The sequence below is a fragment of the Amycolatopsis sp. EV170708-02-1 genome (genome assembly GCF_022479115.1).
Lineage (GTDB): Bacteria > Actinomycetota > Actinomycetes > Mycobacteriales > Pseudonocardiaceae > Amycolatopsis.
Window position 1 is genome coordinate 4,814,281 of sequence record NZ_CP092497.1, and the last position, 17,300, is coordinate 4,831,580.

Genomic DNA, 17,300 nt, shown 5'->3' on the forward strand with positions numbered 1-17,300 from the left:
GAAGCGATGCGCAACGAAGCCATGGAACGGTTGGACGTCCTGGTCGGATCGTGGCGGACGACGCTGAGCGACGCGTGGTTTCTGGAACCGGCCGATCAGGAGGTGCCGGGTTCGGCGACGATCGAGTGGCTCGGCGACGCGTTCGTGGTCCTGCGCTGGACGATGGGCGGCGAGGACGGGCAGCCATCGAGCGAGATGGTCGTGGTTCTCGGTCGCAGCGACACCCGAGACGCCTATACGGCTCTGTACCACGATGAACGTGGGGTGTGCCGGGTTTTCACCATGACCTTCGACGGGGCGAACTGGAGCCTGAGCCGGGAAGACCCCGACATGTTCCAGCGGTTCGTCGCCGAGGTCGAGCCGGATCGGATCGCGGGCCGCTGGGAGGCGTCCGAGGATCAGGGAACCACCTGGCGCAAGGATTACGACCTGATCTTCGAGCGGAGGTAGCCGTCAGGTCTTGCGGACGGCACCGGTGAAGCCCGCGATGAACAGGGTGGCCGACGCCCACGCCGCGAGCTGCAGGACCCAGCCCGCGACGGTGAGGGCCTGCCCGGCGGCGGATCCCGTGGGGGCGCACAGCTCCCGTGCGCCCGTCTTGACCAAGGGCAGCCCCAGATCCAGCCCCACCCCGATCCGTTCCACCGCACCGCACGGCGTCGCCGGCGCGCTCGCGCGTGCGGTGTGCGCCAGGCCGCCCTGCCCGCCGAGGACGAGGGCCAGCACGACCGAGCAGGCGAGGACGGTGAGCAACAGCAGCAGCGCCCGCCAAGGTTGATAACCGAAGCCGAGGGCCAGTCCGGTGAACCGGGCCCACATCCGGTCGTGCCATCGAAGCCCGCCGCGGCGGATCTGGTCACGCCGTTGCGCCATCAGGATTTCCCGCGCCTCGCTGTCGTGGCCTGCCGCGCGGTGGACGGCGGCCAACTGCTGGTACGGCTGGGCGGCGTAGCCGGGTGTACGGGCACGCAACAGCTCCAGCCACCGGGACAGCCCGATCTGCCGCGGAAGGTCTCCGTAGGTCAGCTCGTCGATGTCGATCAGCGCTCCCGAGGCCTGATCCGACCGAGTCACCTCGCTGGTGTTCAACCACAGCGAGCCTTCGATCGACGCACCGTTCAACCGGAGGACGACGGGCGCGGTGCCCGTCGCCCGGAACCCGGCGCGGAGGAACACGGCCCGGTCGACCTTCAGACCGTTCGCGTCCAGGGCGGGCCCGTCCGTGCTCTCCAGTCGCGCGCCGTCGCAATCCAGCAGGCCGACATGGGCATCGACCAGTTGGACCGCGCCGGTCGCCCGGAATCCGGCGCGCAGGAACACGCCGTGATCGACGCGCAGCCGGTCGGCTTGCAGGGCGGGCCCGTCCGGGTTCGTCAGGCACGCCCCATCGGCTTCCAGCCTGCCGAGATGGGCGCCGACGAGCCGCACCGCGCCCTGCTCGCCGGTGCCGGTGGCTTCGAACCCGCGGCAAAGGGACACGACATGATCGACTCGAAGGAATTCGGCGTCCACGGCGGGCCCGGACGTGTTTTCCAGCCGCGCCCCCTCGCACTCCCATAGCCCGAGATGGGCGCCGCGCAACCGGACCGCACCGGCCGAGGTGCGGGCGGTCGCGACCACACCGTTCATCGTCATCGCCGAGGCGGTGAACCTTTCGGCGTCCACCGGCGGGTCCTGCGCGGAATGCCCGAACCACGAACGGTCCAGCGCCAGGCCCGGCAGGCGGCCATCGCGCAGGTCCAGGCCGTCGGGTACGAAACAGTCGAGCAGTTCGACCCGCGTTCCGCCGTCGATGTTCGCCAGATCGAGACGGCCGGTGATCCGCGCCCCGCGCAGCCGCAGCCCGTGCGGGTCCGCCTCGACGTCCCGGCGGCTCCGGACCAGGTCACGGATCAGCGCCGCCGAGACGGTGCGGCCGCTTCCCCAGGACGGCATCTCGTCCGGATCGACCGTTCCGCCACCGGTCAGGTCGAGCACCTCGCCGTCGCGGACCGCGTCGAGCAGGCGCCGCTCCATCCCCTCGTCTGACACCCGATCATGCTGGCCTGCCCACGGCACGACGGCAAGCGCGAAACTCGAATGCGATCGGCCCGATCTGCCACTACGGTCCGACCATGCCCGCGGATACGTTCGTACCAGCCGGTTTCGTCCCGCCGACCGCGCTCGTCGCCGACGAGTTCCGCCTCGAACCCTTGGGACCGGAACACAATCCGGCCGACCATGCCGCCTGGATGTCGAGTATCGAGCACATCCGCTCCACTCCCGGCTATCCCGACGGCGACTGGCCGCCACGCGACGGCATGACCCTCGACGAGAACCTCGCCGATCTGCGCCGCCACGCCGAGGACTTCGCGCGACACACCGGTTTCACGTTCACCGTCCTCGGCCCGGCGGACGGCGACGTCATCGGTTGCGTCTACCTGTACCCCACCGCCTCCGACGAGTGGGACGTCACGGTGCAGTCGTGGGTACGGGCCGACAAAGCGGAACTGGATGCCACGCTCGCCGACGCCGTCGCACGCTGGCTCGTCTCGGATTGGCCGTGGAAACGCGTGGATCGCTGCGGTCGTTAGCGACGCGCTCAGAGCATCGCGTCGACACCGGTGAGATCACGGCCGATCAGCAGTTTCTGCACCTGGCTGGTGCCCTCGTAGAGGGTCAGCACGCGGGCGTCGCGCAGGTATTTGCCTGCCGGGAACTCGTCGATGAACCCGTAGCCACCGAAGACCTGGAGGCAGTTGTTGCTGACGCGCACCGCCGCTTCGCTCGCGTGGTATTTCGCGATGGACGCGTCGGTCGCGTAATCCTTCGGCGAGACACCGGAATCGGCGATCCGTGCCACGTGATGGGTGAGCAGGCGGGCGGCCCGGACGTCCACCGCGGAATCGGCGAGCAGTTCCTGCACCAGCTGGAACGAGGCGATCGGACGGCCGAACTGGGTGCGTTCGGTGGAATACCGCACGGCTGCGTCCACGGCGGCCTGCGCGAGCCCGACGGCGCCGGCGGCGACCGAGACCCGGCCGCGGGACAGCGCGCCCAGCGCGATGCCCAGACCGCGATCCACCTCGCCCAGCCGCGCCGAATCGGGCACGCGCACGCCGTCGAAGGTCAGCTCCGCGGTCGCCTGGCCGCGCAGGCCGAGCTTGCCGTGGATCTCCCTCGCGCCCAGGCCCGGCGAGTCGGTCGGCACGAGAAAGGCGGTGAGGCCGCGTTCGCTGGTCCGGGCGAACGTCAGCGCCACCTGCGCCCAGGTTCCGTTGGTGATGAACATCTTCCCGCCGTCGAGGACCCAGTCTCCGCCGTCACGGGTGGCGCGGGTACTGACCGACGCCGCGTCTGAGCCGGTGCCCGGCTCGGTGAGGGCGAAGCAACCGAGAGCATCACCGCTGACGAGGCGGGGCAGCCAGTACTCACGCTGTTCGTCCGTACCGTGCGTCACGATGGTCTTGGTGACCAGCCCGAGCGACACCGACACGATCCCGCGCACCGCCGAGTCGCCTCGCCCCAGCTCCTCGGTCACCAGGACGTAGGACAGCATGTCCGCGTCCACGCCGCCGTAGGCCTCCGGGACCATGAGACCGAGGAATCCCAGTTCTCCCAGGCGTTTCACGATGCCGCGATCGACCTGTTCGGCGCGATCCCATTCCGCCGCGTGCGGCGCGATCTCGTCGTCGACGAACCGCGCGGCCATGGCGCGGATGTCGCGCTGCGTCTCGGTCAGGCCGAAATCCGGTGAAATCACGGTGTTTCCTTCTCCAGCGGGTAGGCGGGGGTGGTCAGGGGCAGCCCGAGTCCGGCGCGTTCCCGCAGCCAGCGTGTCGGCCGGTAGCGCGGATCGCCGGTGCTCTCGTGCAGCCGGTTCTGGAGTTCGAGCAGGCGGGCGGCGCCGATCCGATCGCCCCAGGCGAGCGGCCCGGACGGGTAGCCGAGGGCGGCCGTGACGGCGAGGTCGATGTCCTCCGGTGCGGCCAGCGACCGTTCCGCGATCGACGCGGCGACCGAGACGATCGAGGCCAGCAGGCGCTGCGCGACCGAACCGGCGGTGTCCCGCACCACCGACACCGCCTCGGCACCCGCCGCCACCGCGCCGACGGCGGCCCGGACCGCGTCCGGATCCGACGCCGGGGTCACGGCCAGCACGCGGCGCCGGGTGGCGAGCGAGAGCGGGTCCACGCCGAACGTGCGGGCAGCGGGCAGCCCGTGCGCCGCGATCGCCGCCGCGACAGTGTTTCCCCAGACAGGCACCAGTACGACGGCTTCGGATGTGGGCTCGTCCAAGGATTCCGGGAAGGCCGCGCGCAAGGCGTCGGCGTCCGGTCCCGATCCGGCGATCCACAGTGGACACCCGGCGGCGGTGACCGGTGCTTCGGCGGCGGTCTCGGCGCCGGGGCGATGATCGTAGAACCCGCGCCCGCTCTTGCGGCCGTACAGCCCGGCGGCCACCCGGTTCGGGGTGAGGAACGAGGGCCGCAGCCGGTCGGAATGCCGGAACCCGGTCCAGATCGAGTCGATGACGGCGGCCGTCACGTCGAGACCGGTCAGGTCCATCAGCTCGAACGGGCCCATCCGCAGGCCGAGCACGTCGCGGGCGATCCGGTCGATCACCACCGGTTCGGCGACCGAATCCTCCAGCAGCGCGAACGCCTCGGTGACCAGCCCGCGTCCGGCGTGATTGACCAGGAAGCCCGGGGTGTCGGCGACCGTCACCGCGCGATGCCCGGACGCGCGCACCAGATCGGCCAGCGTGCCGGGGATGTCGGGCCGAGTGGCCGCTCCCGGGACGACCTCGACGATCTTCATCAACGGCACCGGGTTGAAGAAGTGCAAACCGGCGAGGCGCGACGGATCGGCCAGCGTCGCGGCGATCCGGGTGACCGGCAGCGAGGAGGTGTTCGTCGCGAAGATGGTCGTGGGCGGCAGCACCGCTTCCAGCTCACCGAAGAGGGCGGCTTTGGTGTCCAGGTCTTCACGGATGGCTTCGATCACCAGATCCACGCCGTCGCCCGGCGCCGAAACCGCGTCCAGCGGCACGAGCCTGGCACGGACCTCGCCCGCCTCCGGTTCCGTCATCCGTCCTTTGGCGACCGCGCGGTCGAGCAGATCTCCGATGAAGCCGATCGCTTCGCCGACGGCGTCACTCCGCGCGTCGGCGAGCTCGACGGTGTGCCCGGCGGTCGCCGCCCACTGCGCGATCCCCCGGCCCATCACACCGGTTCCGATGACCCTGATCCGCATGTTCACTCCTCAACGCAGGTAGACGCGACCGGGGTCGACTTCTTCCCGCAGCCGCCGGAGCTCGGCGTCGGCGGGTGGTTCGATCGTGGCCAGGCCGGCATCGACCTCCAGCGGCCAGCCGGTGGCCGCGCGCACCTGGCCGGCCGTCACGCCGGGGTGGACGGCGACCAGCCGCAGGGGTTCGCCGACGCCCGGCCGCGCGAGGATGCCGAGTTCGGTGATCACCCTGGTGACGCCCGCGCCGAGCGGGCGGATGCCGTCGGCCAGCGCACGATCAGGGCCGGGCGAGGTGCAGAAGTCCAGCTTGTCCACAAAGGACCTGGGGTCGTGGCGGCGCATCACGACGAAGACCTCGCCGGAGTTCGCCATCACCTCCATCGCGCCGCCGGGGCCGGGCAGCCGCACCGCGGGATCGGCCCAGTCGCCGATCACCGACGAGTTCAGGTTCCCCCACCGGTCGATCTGCGCGGCACCGAGGAAACCGACGTCGATATGCCCGCCCTGCAGCACGTTGCCGAACAGCGCGGGCATCGAGAGCACCGCTTCGGCACCGGTGATCAGGACGGCGTCGGCGATCGTCTCCGGAAGCTGCGAAGGATGCGCGCCGCAGACCCCGGATTCGTAGACGATCTCCAGATCCGGCGCGACCGTGAGGTGGGCGAGCGACGCGGCCAGCGTCGGAAGGCCGATCCCGGCGAACACCGTGCGTTTCCCGGCCAGTTCCCGGGAAGCGACCACCGACAGCAGTTCGGACGAAGTCGTTCCGGTGTCCATTGTGGACGTCATCGTGCGTTCTCCCGTCGCCGTCCGTAGTTCACCGGCAGGCTCAGCGCGTCGTCGACGGCGAGGCCCGACCAGTAGCGCTCCCCCAGTTTCGCCACGTATTCCGCGTGATCCCGCGTGCCGAACACCCACTCCCCCAGCCACTCGCGCAGGCGCGCCGGATCCGCGCTGATCGCCGACCAGCCGCGATAGAAGGCGTTGTCCCGGTCGTAGTACCCCTGGGCGAACGACGGGTGCGCGCCGCGCGGGCAGGCCACCACGGCGTCGACGGCGTGCGCGGGAATGAGCGTGCGGTTGGGATCCCGGCGGATCACGTCGTCGTCGACGATCTCCTCGACCACCACCACGGCCTTCTTCGCCGCGTACACGGCTTCGGCCTGGATTCCGGTCAAGCCCCAGACCTGGGTGTTGCCCGACCGGTCCGCCCGCTGGGCGTGGACGATCGTCACGTCCGGGTTGACCGGCGGCACCACGTAGATCTGCTCGCCGTCGTCGTAGGGCGAGGTCACCTTGCGGAGACCGGGGTTGACCGACGGCAGATCGCTGCCCGCGTACGAGCGCACCGGGTAGAACGGCAGCCGCTGCGCGCCGGCCAGATAGCGGCCGATCATGCCGTAGTGGCTGTATTCCTCGAACTCCAGCGGTTCGGGTTCGGCGCGCTCGATCCGCCGCCGCAGCTCCCCGAGCGAGCCCGCCGAGGAGTTGCCGACGAACGACGACACCAGTTTGCGGACACAGCCGCCCGCCAGCATCTGGTCCACGACGATATCCGCGGTCATCCGGACCACGGTGAGGTCGCGGCGGCCCTGCCGGATGATCTCGTGGCCCGCCGCGGTCGGGATCAGATGCGTGAACCCTTCGAGCGCGACAGTGTCGCCGTCGTGCACGAAGGCGGCGATGGCCTCGGCCATCGTGGTGGTCTTGTCGGTCACGGGATTCACCGTGCCAGTCGGCATTGTGCAGAGTCCAATACCGAATTAAGGTCAGATTGATATCCAGTTCAGAATAATCGAGGTGCGACATGGAGTTCCGTCATCTGAACGCCTTCCTGGCGGTGGCCGAGGAACTGCATTTCGGCCGCGCCGCGAAGCGCCTGCAGATGGCCCAGCCCCCGCTGAGCCAGCAGATCCGGCAGCTCGAACGCGAACTCGGGGTCGCGCTGTTCGAGCGCAACACCCGCTCCGTGCGCCTCACCAGCGCGGGCGAATCCTTCCTCAGCCCCGCCCGCACCGTGCTGGAAGACCTCGACCTGGCCACCCGCGCCGCGAAAGCCGCGGGTCGCGGGGAGTTCGGACGGGTCACCGTCGGCTTCGCCGGGGCGTCGAGCCACGAGTCGCTGCCGCTGCTGACCAGGGCGGTGCGGGCCGCGCACCCCGGACTCGAACTGGTGATGCGCGGGCAGACGTACGCCAACGTGGCGCTGGACCGCGTCGCGGACGGTTCGCTGGATCTCGGTTTCGTCCGCCTGCCGGTCACCCAGCCGGGTGTGCGGGCCAGGGTGATCGACGAGGAGGAGCTGATCTGCGCGCTGCCTTCGGACCATCGGCTGGCCGGGCACCGGCGTATCCCCATCGAGGAACTGGCCTCCGAGGTCTTCGTCAGCTTCCCCGCGAACGCGGGCTCGACGGTGCGCGAGGCCACCGTCAAGGCCTGCGCGGAGGGCGGGTTCACCCCGAAGGTGGTCCAGGAGGCGCCGGATTCGTACACGATCCTGGCGCTGGTGGCGGCCGGGGTCGGGGTGACGCTGACCCTCACGTCCTGCCAGCACATCCAGCAGACGGGGCTGGTCTACCGGCGCCTCGCCGGCAAGGCGACGCGCCTGCAGGCCGCCTTGGCCTGGCGCGCCGACAACCCGTCCGCCGCCCTGCGGACGGTGCTGGCCGTCGCCGAGGAGGCCCTGCCCACGCCCGGCGATTGATACGCAGAAGCACTTACTGACCGGCCTATTCGGTATTGGACGTGTCTCGGTGACGGCTGGCATCGTTCCGGCCAGAACAGGGACGTTGGCGCCGGGGGTCGCCGTGCCCGGGAACAACGGCGATCCAAGGAGACGGCATGGCGGCGGACTCGACCGCGAAACGCGCGGGCATCGGGGCCTTCATCGGCTCGACCATCGAGTGGTTCGACTTCTACATCTACGGCACCGCTTCCGCGCTGGTGTTCGACAAGGTCTTCTTCCCCGAGCTCGACGGGGCGATCGGCACCCTGGTCGCCTTCGCGACCTTCTGGGTCGGTTTCCTCGCCAGGCCGCTCGGCGGCGTCATCTTCGGCCATATCGGCGACCGGCTCGGCCGCAAGAAGACCTTGGTCATCACGCTGCTGCTGATGGGCATCTCGACCACCCTGATCGGGGTGCTGCCCGGCTACGCGACGATCGGCGTGGCCGCGCCGATCCTGCTCGTGCTCATCCGGATGATCCAGGGCATCGGGCTCGGCGGCGAATGGGGCGGTTCGGTGCTCATCGCCTCGGAACACGCGCCCAAGGGGAAATCGATCCTCTACGGCGCCTTCGCCCAGCAGGGTTCGCCGGTGGGCAACACGCTGAGCACGGTCAGCTTCCTCGCCATCAGCCAGCTGCCGGACGCGGCGTTCGTCGGCTGGGGCTGGCGGATCCCGTTCCTGGCCTCCGCGCTGCTGGTCGTCGTCGGGCTGTTCATCCGGCTGAAGGTCACCGAATCCCCGGCCATGGCGGGACTGATCAAGACCAAGAAGGTCGCCAAACTGCCGCTGACCGAGGTGCTCCGCAACCACCCGATGCTCATCGTGCTCGGCATCGGCGCCTGCACCATCGGGCTGTCCGCCACCTACTTCAAGTCCACCTTCGCGCTGTCTTGGGCGACGTCGGACATCGGTTTCAGCCGCAGCTCCTTCCTCACCATCATCCTGGTCGCCAACATCACCCAGATCCTGGTGCAGCCGTGGGGCGCGGTGATCGTCACGAAGATGACCAGCTGGCGCCGCGCGGTGTCGGTGATGCTGCTGCCCGAACTCGTGCTGATGCCGCTGATGTTCCTGCTGATCGGCACGGGCGACTACACCTCGGCGATGGTCGGCGTCGTCGTCGCCACCGTGCCGCACTGCCTCTACTACGCCGCGCTCGCGGGCATGCTCGCCAGCCGGTTCCCCGCGCATGTGCGCTACACCGGGATCTCGCTGTGCTACCAGCTCTGCGGCACGCTGCTCGGGGGCACGACGCCGATCGTGGGCCAGTTCCTGCTCAACCTCACCGGCTCGATCACCGCCGTGATCGTGTTCGCGGTGTTCCAGGTCCTGCTGACGCTGGGCTGCATGCTGGCCCTGCTGAAGCGGCCGAGCTACGACGAGCGCGCCGAAGAGCCCGCCCCGCCACTGCGGTGGTGACCCGGTGATCACCGCGAACGGCATCGAGGAGATCCTGGCTCTCGAAGGCCGCGATCTGGGCATGTCGGCCTGGCGGACGGTGACGCAGGACGTCATCGACACCTTCGCCGAGGTTTCCGGTGACGGCCAATGGATCCACACCGACCCGGTTCGCGCCGCGACGGGGCCCTTCGGCGGCACGATCGCCCACGGCTACCTGACCTTGAGCTGGGGCATCCCGATGTTCGCCGAACTGCTGCGCGTCACCGGCGTCGGCATGGCGTTGAACTACGGGCTCAACAAGGTCCGGTTCCCCGCGCCGGTCCCGGTCGGCGGCCGGGTGCGGTTGCACGCGTCGGTGGCGGAAGTGACGGCCGTGCCGCGCGGCGGCGTGCAGATGGTGCGCGCGTTCACCTTCGAGCTGGACGGCTCGGGCAAGCCTGCCTGTGTCGCGGAGTCGGTCACGCGCTACTACCGCTCCCCCTCGTGAGTGTTGGGGACGGTTAGAACCGTCCTCAACACTCACGAGCCGCCCGCGACACGAAACCTCAGGTGAGTGGCGATCCCCGCGACGGGTTCACCCTCCGGGATCAACTCACCACCGCGCCCGGCGAACAGGCCGGTCCCCTGCCCCAGCAGCACCGGGGCGAGGTGGAGATGGACCTCGTCGAGCAGGCCCGCGCCGAGCAGTTGCCCGGCGACGTCCGCGCCCATCACCAGGACGTCCTTGTCCCCCGCGGCGTCCTTGGCGCGCCGGACCGCCGCCTCCAGCCCGTCGAAGGCGAACGTCCCGCCGTTGTCGCCGCGGAAGCCTTCCCTGATCCGATGAGTGACCACGAAGCCCGGTATGCCGGGCCACGGCGTGCCACCCCACGGCCGCAGGCCGAGTTCGAAGGTGCGCCGCCCGATCACGGTGGCTCCGACGATCGCGTTCACCTCCTCGACGGCACGCGCGTCGGCGCCCTCCCCGGCCATCCACTCGTGCAGCCGCTCACCGCCGTCCCCCATCGGCTCCTCGGCCCGCACGTTCGGCCCGGCGGTGAAACCGTCCAGCGACATCGACACATCCAGCACCACCTTGCTCATCGCAAGGCCTCCTTCGTCTCCGTGGCGCCACTGTCCGGGCGCTTTCACTGAAGAGTCGGAGCCGTCCGGGCCGCCTCGACATCGACGATTGCGCGATCCGGCCGGCGCGGTCTATGTTCCTACGTGTTCGAATAGCGTCATGGGACGTCCGATTATCGGACACCTTGCCGAACCGGTCGACTCGACGAGGAGCGAAAGTGACGAACGTGCCCGCCTCGCCCGAAACGGCCGATTCGAGGTCCAGCGGTGTCAGCCGGTCGGCGTTCCGGCGGGTACTGGCGGGCAGTACCGCGGGCGCCGTTCTCGAGTGGTACGACTTCGCGCTCTACGGAATCCTGGCGGCCACGGTGCTCGGCCCGCTGTTCTTCCCCGGCGGCAACGGGTTCGCCCAGTTGCTGCTGGCGCTGGCGACGCAAGGGCTCGGCTTCGTCGCCCGCCCGATCGGCGGCATCGTCTTCGGGCATCTCGGCGACCGCCTCGGGCGCAAACCCATGCTGGTGACCACTTTCCTGCTGCTCGGGTTGTCGACCTCCGCGATCGGGCTGCTCCCCACCTATTCGCAGGTCGGGATCGGGGCGACGATCTCGCTCGTCGTGCTGCGGCTGATCCAGGGATTCGCCCTCGGCGGCGAGTTCGGCGCGGCGGTGCTGATGGTCAGCGAATACGGGAGCCCGAAACGGCGCGGTTTCTGGTCGGCGTGGCCGCAGGCGGGAGCGCCGCTGGGCACGGTGCTGGCCACGGCCGTGGTCGGCGGGATCGCCTTGGTACTCCCCGACAGCGCCTTCGACCAGTGGGGATGGCGGGTCGGGTTCCTGTTCGCGATCCCGCTGCTGGTCGTCGGCTTCTGGATCCGGCGGCGCATCGACGAGTCGCCGGTGTTCCAGGAAGCACAGGCACGGGCATCCGCGGACACCGTCCGGGAACGGTCGAGCATCCTCGAAACCCTCGCCCACCCCGGCCCCGTCCTGCGCGGCCTCGGCGTGCGGCTGGGCGAAAACGTGGCCTTCTACGTCTACACCGTCTTCGTGGTCGCTTATGCCACGAAGACTTTCGGCTACGACAAATCCGACGTGCTCCTCGCCGTCGCCATCGGGTCGCTGCTGCAGTTCGTGGGGATGCTCGCCGGCGGCCATTGGTCCGACCGCGTCGGGCGGCGGATCGCCATGCTGGTCCCCGCGCTCGGCCTCGCGGTCTGGGCGCCGGTCTTCTTCGCGATCGTCCAGGCCGACAATCTGCCCCTGCTCTACCTCGGCGTCGGTGTCGGCGCCGCGCTGCACGGGCTCCTCGCGGGGCCGGAAGCGGCTTGGATCGCCGAACTCTTCCCCACGCGCCGCCGTTTCGCCGGGGCTTCCCTGGTCTTCCAAGGATCTTCGATCATCGCCGGTGCGCCGGCGCCGCTCATCGCGGTGTGGCTGGCCGAAAAGCAGGGCCCCACGGCGGTCGTGCTGTACCTCGTGGGCACGATCGCCGTCACCGTCGTCGCCCTGCTCCTCAGCCGCGAAACCCGTGGTGCGGACCTGAATTCCGGGCAACCCTAGGAGGCGCCGGATCCGTACGGCCGGGTGAGGATCTCCAGCACGTGACCGTCCGGATCGTCGAAGTAGACACCCCGGCCGCCGTCATTGGTGTTGATCTCCCCCGCGCCGCTATGCCCCGGCCCGGCCCAATACGGCACACCTCCTTCGCGGATCCGCCCGAAGATCGTGTCGAACTCGTCCTCCTCGACCAGGAACGCGTAGTGCTGTTTGGAGAACTCCTCGGTGCTGTGCATGACATCGAGCGAGACCCCGTTGCCGGTCTGGACCACCAGGAACGGGCCGAATTCGGCCGGCTCGGGCAGTCCCAGGATCGAGACCAGGAAGGCCGCCGTCGCGGCCCGGTCGGTGGCGTTGATGATGGTGTGATTCAGCTGCACTGTCATGAAAGCACCATGACACCTCGAGTTCGCTGGAGGTCAAGTAACGTTTCACGGTTCGTCACGACTTGAGTACTGCAAGCCGACACGAAGGGGACGTGATGCGTGCTTTGGTGATGGCCGGTGTGGCCGGTCTGCTCACCCTGATCCTCGCCCCGCCGGCGGCGGCCTCGGGCGTACCGGAACAGTGGTCGGCCGGACCGTTCACGGCGCAGGTCGCGGTCATGGCGGGGGACGTCGATGGCGACGGCAAGGACGATCTGGTCAGCTACAACACCTATCTGTACGGGTGCTACGTGATGCGGTCGAACGGTTCGGCCTTCCAGCCACAGCAGAACTGGGGCGCAGGCGACTTCCTGAGCAGTGGCTTCAACGGCAACGCCAACTTCGTCGGCGACATGGACAACGATGGTCGCGCCGACGCCATCGCCGTCCGGCTGCCCACACCCTCGACACCGCAAGGCATCTTCGTCGCGAAGTCGATCACCGACTGGTATGGCGTGGACCGTTTCGGGACGCCCACGCAGTGGCTGAACAACTACATCGCCGGTGACTACGGGAATCTGGCCGCGGATCTGGACGGCGACGGCGACACCGACGTGATCGGCCTGTTCAGCCAGGTCACCCTGGCGGCGAGGTCGGACGGCACCAAGACCCTGCCCTTGACCGCCTGGGCACCGCCCATCCGCGGCGGGAAGGCGACCCTGGCGGCCGACGCGACGGGTGACGGCAAGGCCGACCTCATCCTCGTCGACGCCGGCGGCACCAGAGTCGTGGCAGGCACCGCGAACCGCTGGTTCGACACCCCGGTGTCGTGGTCGGCGACTCCTTTCCACGGCGGCAAAAAGACCCTCACCGCGGATATCGACGCCGATGGCGACGCCGACCTCATCGCGGTCAACGACACGGACGTGCAGGTGATGCGCTCCACCGGGACGAGCTATTCCCCGCCGGAATCGTGGTACGCGGGCGCCTTCTTCGGCACGAAGGAGACGCTCACGGCCGACGTCGACGGGGATGGCGACGCGGACCTCGTCGCGGTGAACGCCAACGACGTCTGGGTGCTCCGCTCGCAGTAGCCGGAACGCGAGAGCCCGGCCGGATGCCTGCGGTGACATCCGGCCGGATCCGGTCAGGATCGGGTTTCGAGCCACTCCTGGAAGGTGGGCCCGGCCAGCTTGGCGTGCGGGCCGGGCAGGAACCCGCCCTTGGCGGCGATCTCGCCGTCGGGCACGTCCGCACCGTCGACGCCGACGACCTCGATCCCCCGGGCGGCGCCGGCGAGCCGGGCCGCCTCCGCCATGATCTCCTCGCGTGGCCCGGCGATCTCGGGAATCGGGGTTCCCGGTGCGGCCGGAGCGGCCGCCAGATCGGCCAGTTCCTCGGCAACGGCGCGGCAGGCCACGAGCTGAGTGGGCATCGACGGAACATAGGCGACGCCGTCCCGCCGCCACTCCAGCAGCTGAAGCACGAACTCGTGGAACTGAGCGGCCCGCAGGAGGCGAACCGGGAGCGGCCCTGCCAGGAGGAGCTCCTCGTGTTCCTTCTTGGCGGCGAGGAAACCGGTGGTGGCGTTGTCGACGCCGATGATGGACGCCGCGGCGATCAGGGAGACTCCGGCCCGCCTGCCTTCCTCGTGCAGATTGCGGGCCGAGGTGCGGAAGAACTCCGTCGCCGCTTCCTGGTCGGAAGCGTGCCACGAAGCGACGTCGATGATGACGTCCACCCCGGAGAGCGCCTCGGCGAGCCCCTCACCGGTGATGATGTCGACGCCGGTGGCCCGGGACATCGGGACGACTTCGTGCGCGCGTTCGGTGAGGACGTCGACGACGTGCCGTCCCAGCCGCCCTGTCGCTCCCGCGACTGCGAACTTGCTCATGGTTCAAGCCTTTCGTGAATGCAGAAGGGGTCAGTCGGTGTAGTTCCGGCCGGGCGGCATCCCCGGGATCGGCTTCGCGATGAGCGCGGCGGGGGCGAAGAACCCGATGTGGGCGATGACCATGACGAGCGTCCAGAGCGCCTTGTCGTCGTAGCGCGCGGACGCCCTGGCGTACAGCTCGTCGGGAACGCGCTCCCCCGACGGGTTGGCGGTGAAGACGGCTTCCACCAGCTCCAGCGCGACCCGTTCGGCATCGGTGAAACAGGTCGCGTCGTGCCAGGTGACCACGGAGGTGATCCGCTCCTCGGATTCCCCGAGCTCTCGCAGCGCGCGCGTCTCACGGACGACGAAGTACGTACTGCCGAGCAGCTGCCCGGCGCGCAGGTGCACCAGACTGACGGTGGTGGTGGGAATGGTGCCGTTCTTGATGACCTGGTGCAGGCCGGCGCCGACTTCCGCCAGCTCGGGAACGAACGGGAGCGGGTTGGGCATCCGCGACCGCGGGCCCTTTGTGGTGGACATGATCGGACTTCCTCACTCGTGATGTCGTGTGGTGACGAGCAAGAGATCCCGGCGACCGGCCCGATGTGACAAGCCCGCCGTGTGGCGCAGGCCACCACTCCCGGGTGTCACAAACCGGCGGCGGCCGGGATCGTAAGGGGAACCACGAACAGGGGGAACAGTGATGACCGAACGACACGGGAGCGCCTTGGATCCGGCGACCGAAACCTTTGTGGCCCATCGCAATCTGCTGTTCACCGTGGCCTACGAGATGCTCGGCTCGGCCACCGACGCCGAGGACGTCTTGCAGGAGACCTGGCTGCGCTGGTCGGGCGTCGCGTTCGACACGGTGCTGGATCCGCGCGCGTTCCTGGTCCGGATCACCACGCGGCAGGCGCTCAAACGGCTGCGGACGCTCGGCCGCCGCAAGGAGTCCTACGTCGGCCCGTGGCTGCCGGAACCGCTGCTGACCACACCGGACGTGGCCGAGGACGTCGAACTGGCCGCGAACGTTTCGATGGCGATGCTGCTCGTGCTGGAGACACTCGCGCCGACCGAACGGGCGGTCTTCGTGCTACGGGAGGTTTTCGCCGTCGACTACGACGAAATCGCCCAGGCCGTCGACAAGACTCCCGCCGCCGTACGCCAGATCGCTCATCGCGCGCGGGCCCACGTCGCCGCGCGCAAGCCACGCGGCACCGGATCCCCTGCCGAACACCGGGCCGCGCTCCAGGCGTTCCGGAAAGCGGTGGAAACCGGCGATCTGCAGGGCCTGCTCGACATCCTCGCGCCGGACGTCGTCGCCCTCAGCGACGGTGGCGGGGTCAAACACGCGCTCCTGCGGCCGATCGTGGGCGCGGACAACGTCGCCCGCCTGCTGGCCGTCGGATGGTGGAAACGCGAGGCGGAAAGGACCGTCGAACCGGTCGAGGTGAACGGCGGGCCCGGCCTGCTCATCCGGGTCGGCGGAGAGATCGACGGCGTGCTGGCGGTGCGAGTCGAGAACGGCTGTGTCACCGGCGCCTACCATGTCCGCAATCCCGAGAAACTCTCAAGCGTGGCAAGGGAAATCACCGTGAGCCGAAAGCGTCCTTCACCGCGTCGGATGCGGTGAAGGACGCTTTCGGCCCGCCCAGGGTCACTCCCGGACAGTGGCCGGGGCGCGCGTGGGTTCGTCCGGGACGGGATCGACGGGCGCGGCCGGAACGGTCGCCGCCGGCTTGCCGCGCCGCCTGCGGATCTCGAACCCGATGAGGATCAGGACGAGCGTCACCGCGCTCAGCCAGAACTGCGAGCGCGTCGACGGCAGCAGCGCCATCGCCAGGATCACGGCGCCCATCAGCGCGATGGTCGCGTAGCTCAACCACGGGAACAGCCACATCTTGAGCGTGAGCTTGTCCGGGTCCTCCCGCTCCAGCCGGCGGCGGAGCCGCACCTGCGCGAGCGCGATCGCGAGGTACACGAACAGCGCGACGGCGCCGTAGGAGTTGACCAGGAACTGGAAGATCAGGTCCGGCGAGGTGTACGCGGCGATCACGGAGATGTAGCCGATGACCGTCCCGGCCAGGATCGCGCGCCTCGGCACGCCGCTGCCGGAGAGCCGGGTGAACGCCTTCGGCGCGTCGCCGTTGCTGGTGAGCGCGAACAACATCCGCGACGAGGTGTACAGGGCCGAGTTCAGGCACGAGAGCACCGCGGTCAGGACGATCGCGTTCATGATCGTCGCCACGGCCGGGATGCCGAGCACCTCCAGCACCGCCGCGTACGGGCTGACCGCGGTCGCCGGATCGTCCCAGGACTTGATCGCGACGACGAGGAACACGGAACCGACGTAGAACAGCACCACGCGGAAGATGATCGAGCGCATGGCCTTCGCGATCGCCTTCTTCGGCTCCGCGGACTCGGCGGCGGCGATGGTGACGATCTCCGCGCCGGTGTAGAAACCGATGCACGGCACCACCGCCGCGAGCACCGCCCCGATCCCGAGTGGCGCGAACCCGCCGTGGGACACCAGATTCGTCAGCCCGCCGTTGGCACCCGGCCAGAAACCGAACAGGTACAAGGCGCCGACGACCAGGAACACGACGATCGCGACGACCTTGATCGAAGAGAACCAGTACTCGAACTCGCCATACGACCGCGCCGAAACCATGTTGGTACCGGTGAGGATCAGGAGCAGGCCGAGACTGAGCACCCAGAGTGGCACGTCGGGTACCCACAGCTGCAGGATCCGGCCGCCCGCGACGGCTTCGACCGCCACGACGATGACGAAGAAGTACCAGTACATCCAGCCGACGGCGAAGCCCGCGCGGTTGCCGAGCGCTTCCCTGGCGTAGACGTAGAACGACCCGAGCGCGGGTTTGGCGATCGTCATCTCCGCGAGCATGCGCATGATGAGCACGGTGATCAGACCGGCGATGAGGAAGGAGACCACCGCCGCCGGGCCCGCCGATTGGATGACCACGCCGCTGCCGACGAACAACCCGGCTCCGATGACGCCGCCGAGGGCGATCAGGTTCATATGTCGCTGTTTGAGCCCTGGTTTCAGGCCGTTGCCCTGTG

18 protein-coding genes are annotated in these 17,300 nt (G+C 69.3%); 8 read left to right on the forward strand and 10 right to left on the reverse strand.

What is annotated here, in order from left to right:
* Positions 1–6 precede the first annotated feature (6 nt).
* Entirely contained in the window at positions 7–450 is a 444-nt protein-coding gene (locus MJQ72_RS21940; RefSeq protein WP_240601217.1) for a hypothetical protein, read from the forward strand.
* 3 nt (positions 451–453) lie between these two features.
* Here MJQ72_RS21940 and MJQ72_RS21945 read toward each other — a convergent pair whose 3' ends face one another.
* Positions 454–2,031: a hypothetical protein gene (locus tag MJQ72_RS21945; RefSeq protein WP_240601218.1), complete on the reverse strand. Its 1,578-nt coding sequence runs from the start codon at positions 2,029–2,031 to the stop codon at positions 454–456.
* An 83-nt stretch (positions 2,032–2,114) separates the two neighbouring features.
* Here MJQ72_RS21945 and MJQ72_RS21950 point away from each other — a divergent pair, with 83 nt between their 5' ends.
* Positions 2,115–2,573, forward strand: a complete 459-nt coding sequence (locus tag MJQ72_RS21950) for a GNAT family N-acetyltransferase (protein ID WP_240601219.1) — start codon at positions 2,115–2,117, stop codon at positions 2,571–2,573.
* 8 nt (positions 2,574–2,581) lie between these two features.
* Here the strand turns inward: MJQ72_RS21950 and MJQ72_RS21955 are convergent, their stop codons facing one another.
* From MJQ72_RS21955 to MJQ72_RS21970, 4 genes are read right to left on the reverse strand one after another with little or no spacing between them, the layout of a single operon-like run.
* A complete protein-coding gene (locus MJQ72_RS21955) occupies positions 2,582–3,742 on the reverse strand; it encodes an acyl-CoA dehydrogenase family protein (RefSeq protein ID WP_240601220.1) in 1,161 nt (386 codons plus the stop codon).
* The gene (locus MJQ72_RS21960) at positions 3,739–5,235 is read right to left on the reverse strand and encodes a 3-hydroxyacyl-CoA dehydrogenase (protein ID WP_240601221.1); all 1,497 of its coding nucleotides are present in this window, start codon (positions 5,233–5,235) and stop codon (positions 3,739–3,741) included. Before MJQ72_RS21960 ends, MJQ72_RS21955 begins: the two co-directional genes overlap by 4 nt.
* A gap of 9 nt (positions 5,236–5,244) precedes the next feature.
* On the reverse strand, positions 5,245–6,021 hold the full coding sequence (locus tag MJQ72_RS21965) for a CoA-transferase subunit beta (RefSeq protein ID WP_240601222.1): 777 nt from the start codon (positions 6,019–6,021) through the stop codon (positions 5,245–5,247).
* Positions 6,018–6,974, reverse strand: coding sequence for a CoA transferase subunit A (locus MJQ72_RS21970; RefSeq protein ID WP_240601223.1), 957 nt, complete (start codon positions 6,972–6,974; stop codon positions 6,018–6,020). Before MJQ72_RS21970 ends, MJQ72_RS21965 begins: the two co-directional genes overlap by 4 nt.
* Positions 6,975–7,039: 65 nt before the next feature.
* Between MJQ72_RS21970 and MJQ72_RS21975 the strand changes: the two genes are divergently transcribed.
* From MJQ72_RS21975 to MJQ72_RS21985, 3 genes are all read left to right on the forward strand, one after another.
* A complete protein-coding gene (locus MJQ72_RS21975; RefSeq protein ID WP_240601224.1) occupies positions 7,040–7,936 on the forward strand; it encodes a LysR family transcriptional regulator in 897 nt (298 codons plus the stop codon).
* 137 nt (positions 7,937–8,073) lie between these two features.
* Positions 8,074–9,378: an MFS transporter gene (locus MJQ72_RS21980; protein ID WP_240601225.1), complete on the forward strand. Its 1,305-nt coding sequence runs from the start codon at positions 8,074–8,076 to the stop codon at positions 9,376–9,378.
* A 4-nt stretch (positions 9,379–9,382) separates the two neighbouring features.
* On the forward strand, positions 9,383–9,847 hold the full coding sequence (locus MJQ72_RS21985; RefSeq protein WP_315860896.1) for a MaoC family dehydratase: 465 nt from the start codon (positions 9,383–9,385) through the stop codon (positions 9,845–9,847).
* 32 nt (positions 9,848–9,879) lie between these two features.
* On the opposite strand, the gene MJQ72_RS21990 is transcribed toward MJQ72_RS21985, so the two are convergent.
* Positions 9,880–10,443 carry a dihydrofolate reductase family protein gene (locus MJQ72_RS21990; protein WP_240601226.1) on the reverse strand — a complete coding sequence of 188 codons (564 nt, stop codon included), beginning with the start codon at positions 10,441–10,443 and terminating at the stop codon, positions 9,880–9,882.
* Positions 10,444–10,640: 197 nt separating this feature from the next.
* Here MJQ72_RS21990 and MJQ72_RS21995 point away from each other — a divergent pair, with 197 nt between their 5' ends.
* Positions 10,641–11,981 (forward strand): MFS transporter, encoded by a 1,341-nt coding sequence (locus tag MJQ72_RS21995; protein WP_396426974.1) that lies wholly within the window; start codon positions 10,641–10,643, stop codon positions 11,979–11,981.
* Here MJQ72_RS21995 and MJQ72_RS22000 read toward each other — a convergent pair.
* Positions 11,978–12,364: a VOC family protein gene (locus MJQ72_RS22000; RefSeq protein WP_240601227.1), complete on the reverse strand. Its 387-nt coding sequence runs from the start codon at positions 12,362–12,364 to the stop codon at positions 11,978–11,980. The two genes, MJQ72_RS21995 and MJQ72_RS22000, sit on opposite strands and share 4 nt — an antisense overlap.
* Positions 12,365–12,459: 95 nt before the next feature.
* On the opposite strand from MJQ72_RS22000, the gene MJQ72_RS22005 reads away from it, so the two are divergent.
* Complete coding sequence (locus tag MJQ72_RS22005) at positions 12,460–13,437, forward strand: VCBS repeat-containing protein (RefSeq protein WP_240601228.1); 978 nt, start codon at positions 12,460–12,462, stop codon at positions 13,435–13,437.
* A 53-nt stretch (positions 13,438–13,490) separates the two neighbouring features.
* On the opposite strand, the gene MJQ72_RS22010 is transcribed toward MJQ72_RS22005, so the two are convergent.
* Positions 13,491–14,237: an SDR family oxidoreductase gene (locus MJQ72_RS22010; RefSeq protein ID WP_240601229.1), complete on the reverse strand. Its 747-nt coding sequence runs from the start codon at positions 14,235–14,237 to the stop codon at positions 13,491–13,493.
* A gap of 30 nt (positions 14,238–14,267) precedes the next feature.
* A complete protein-coding gene (locus MJQ72_RS22015) occupies positions 14,268–14,759 on the reverse strand; it encodes a carboxymuconolactone decarboxylase family protein (protein ID WP_240601230.1) in 492 nt (163 codons plus the stop codon).
* A gap of 163 nt (positions 14,760–14,922) precedes the next feature.
* Here MJQ72_RS22015 and MJQ72_RS22020 point away from each other — a divergent pair, with 163 nt between their 5' ends.
* Positions 14,923–15,852: an RNA polymerase sigma-70 factor gene (locus tag MJQ72_RS22020; RefSeq protein ID WP_240601231.1), complete on the forward strand. Its 930-nt coding sequence runs from the start codon at positions 14,923–14,925 to the stop codon at positions 15,850–15,852.
* 24 nt (positions 15,853–15,876) lie between these two features.
* On the opposite strand, the gene MJQ72_RS22025 is transcribed toward MJQ72_RS22020, so the two are convergent.
* Positions 15,877–17,259: an amino acid permease gene (locus MJQ72_RS22025; RefSeq protein WP_240601389.1), complete on the reverse strand. Its 1,383-nt coding sequence runs from the start codon at positions 17,257–17,259 to the stop codon at positions 15,877–15,879.
* Between the last annotated feature and the right edge of the window lie 41 nt (positions 17,260–17,300).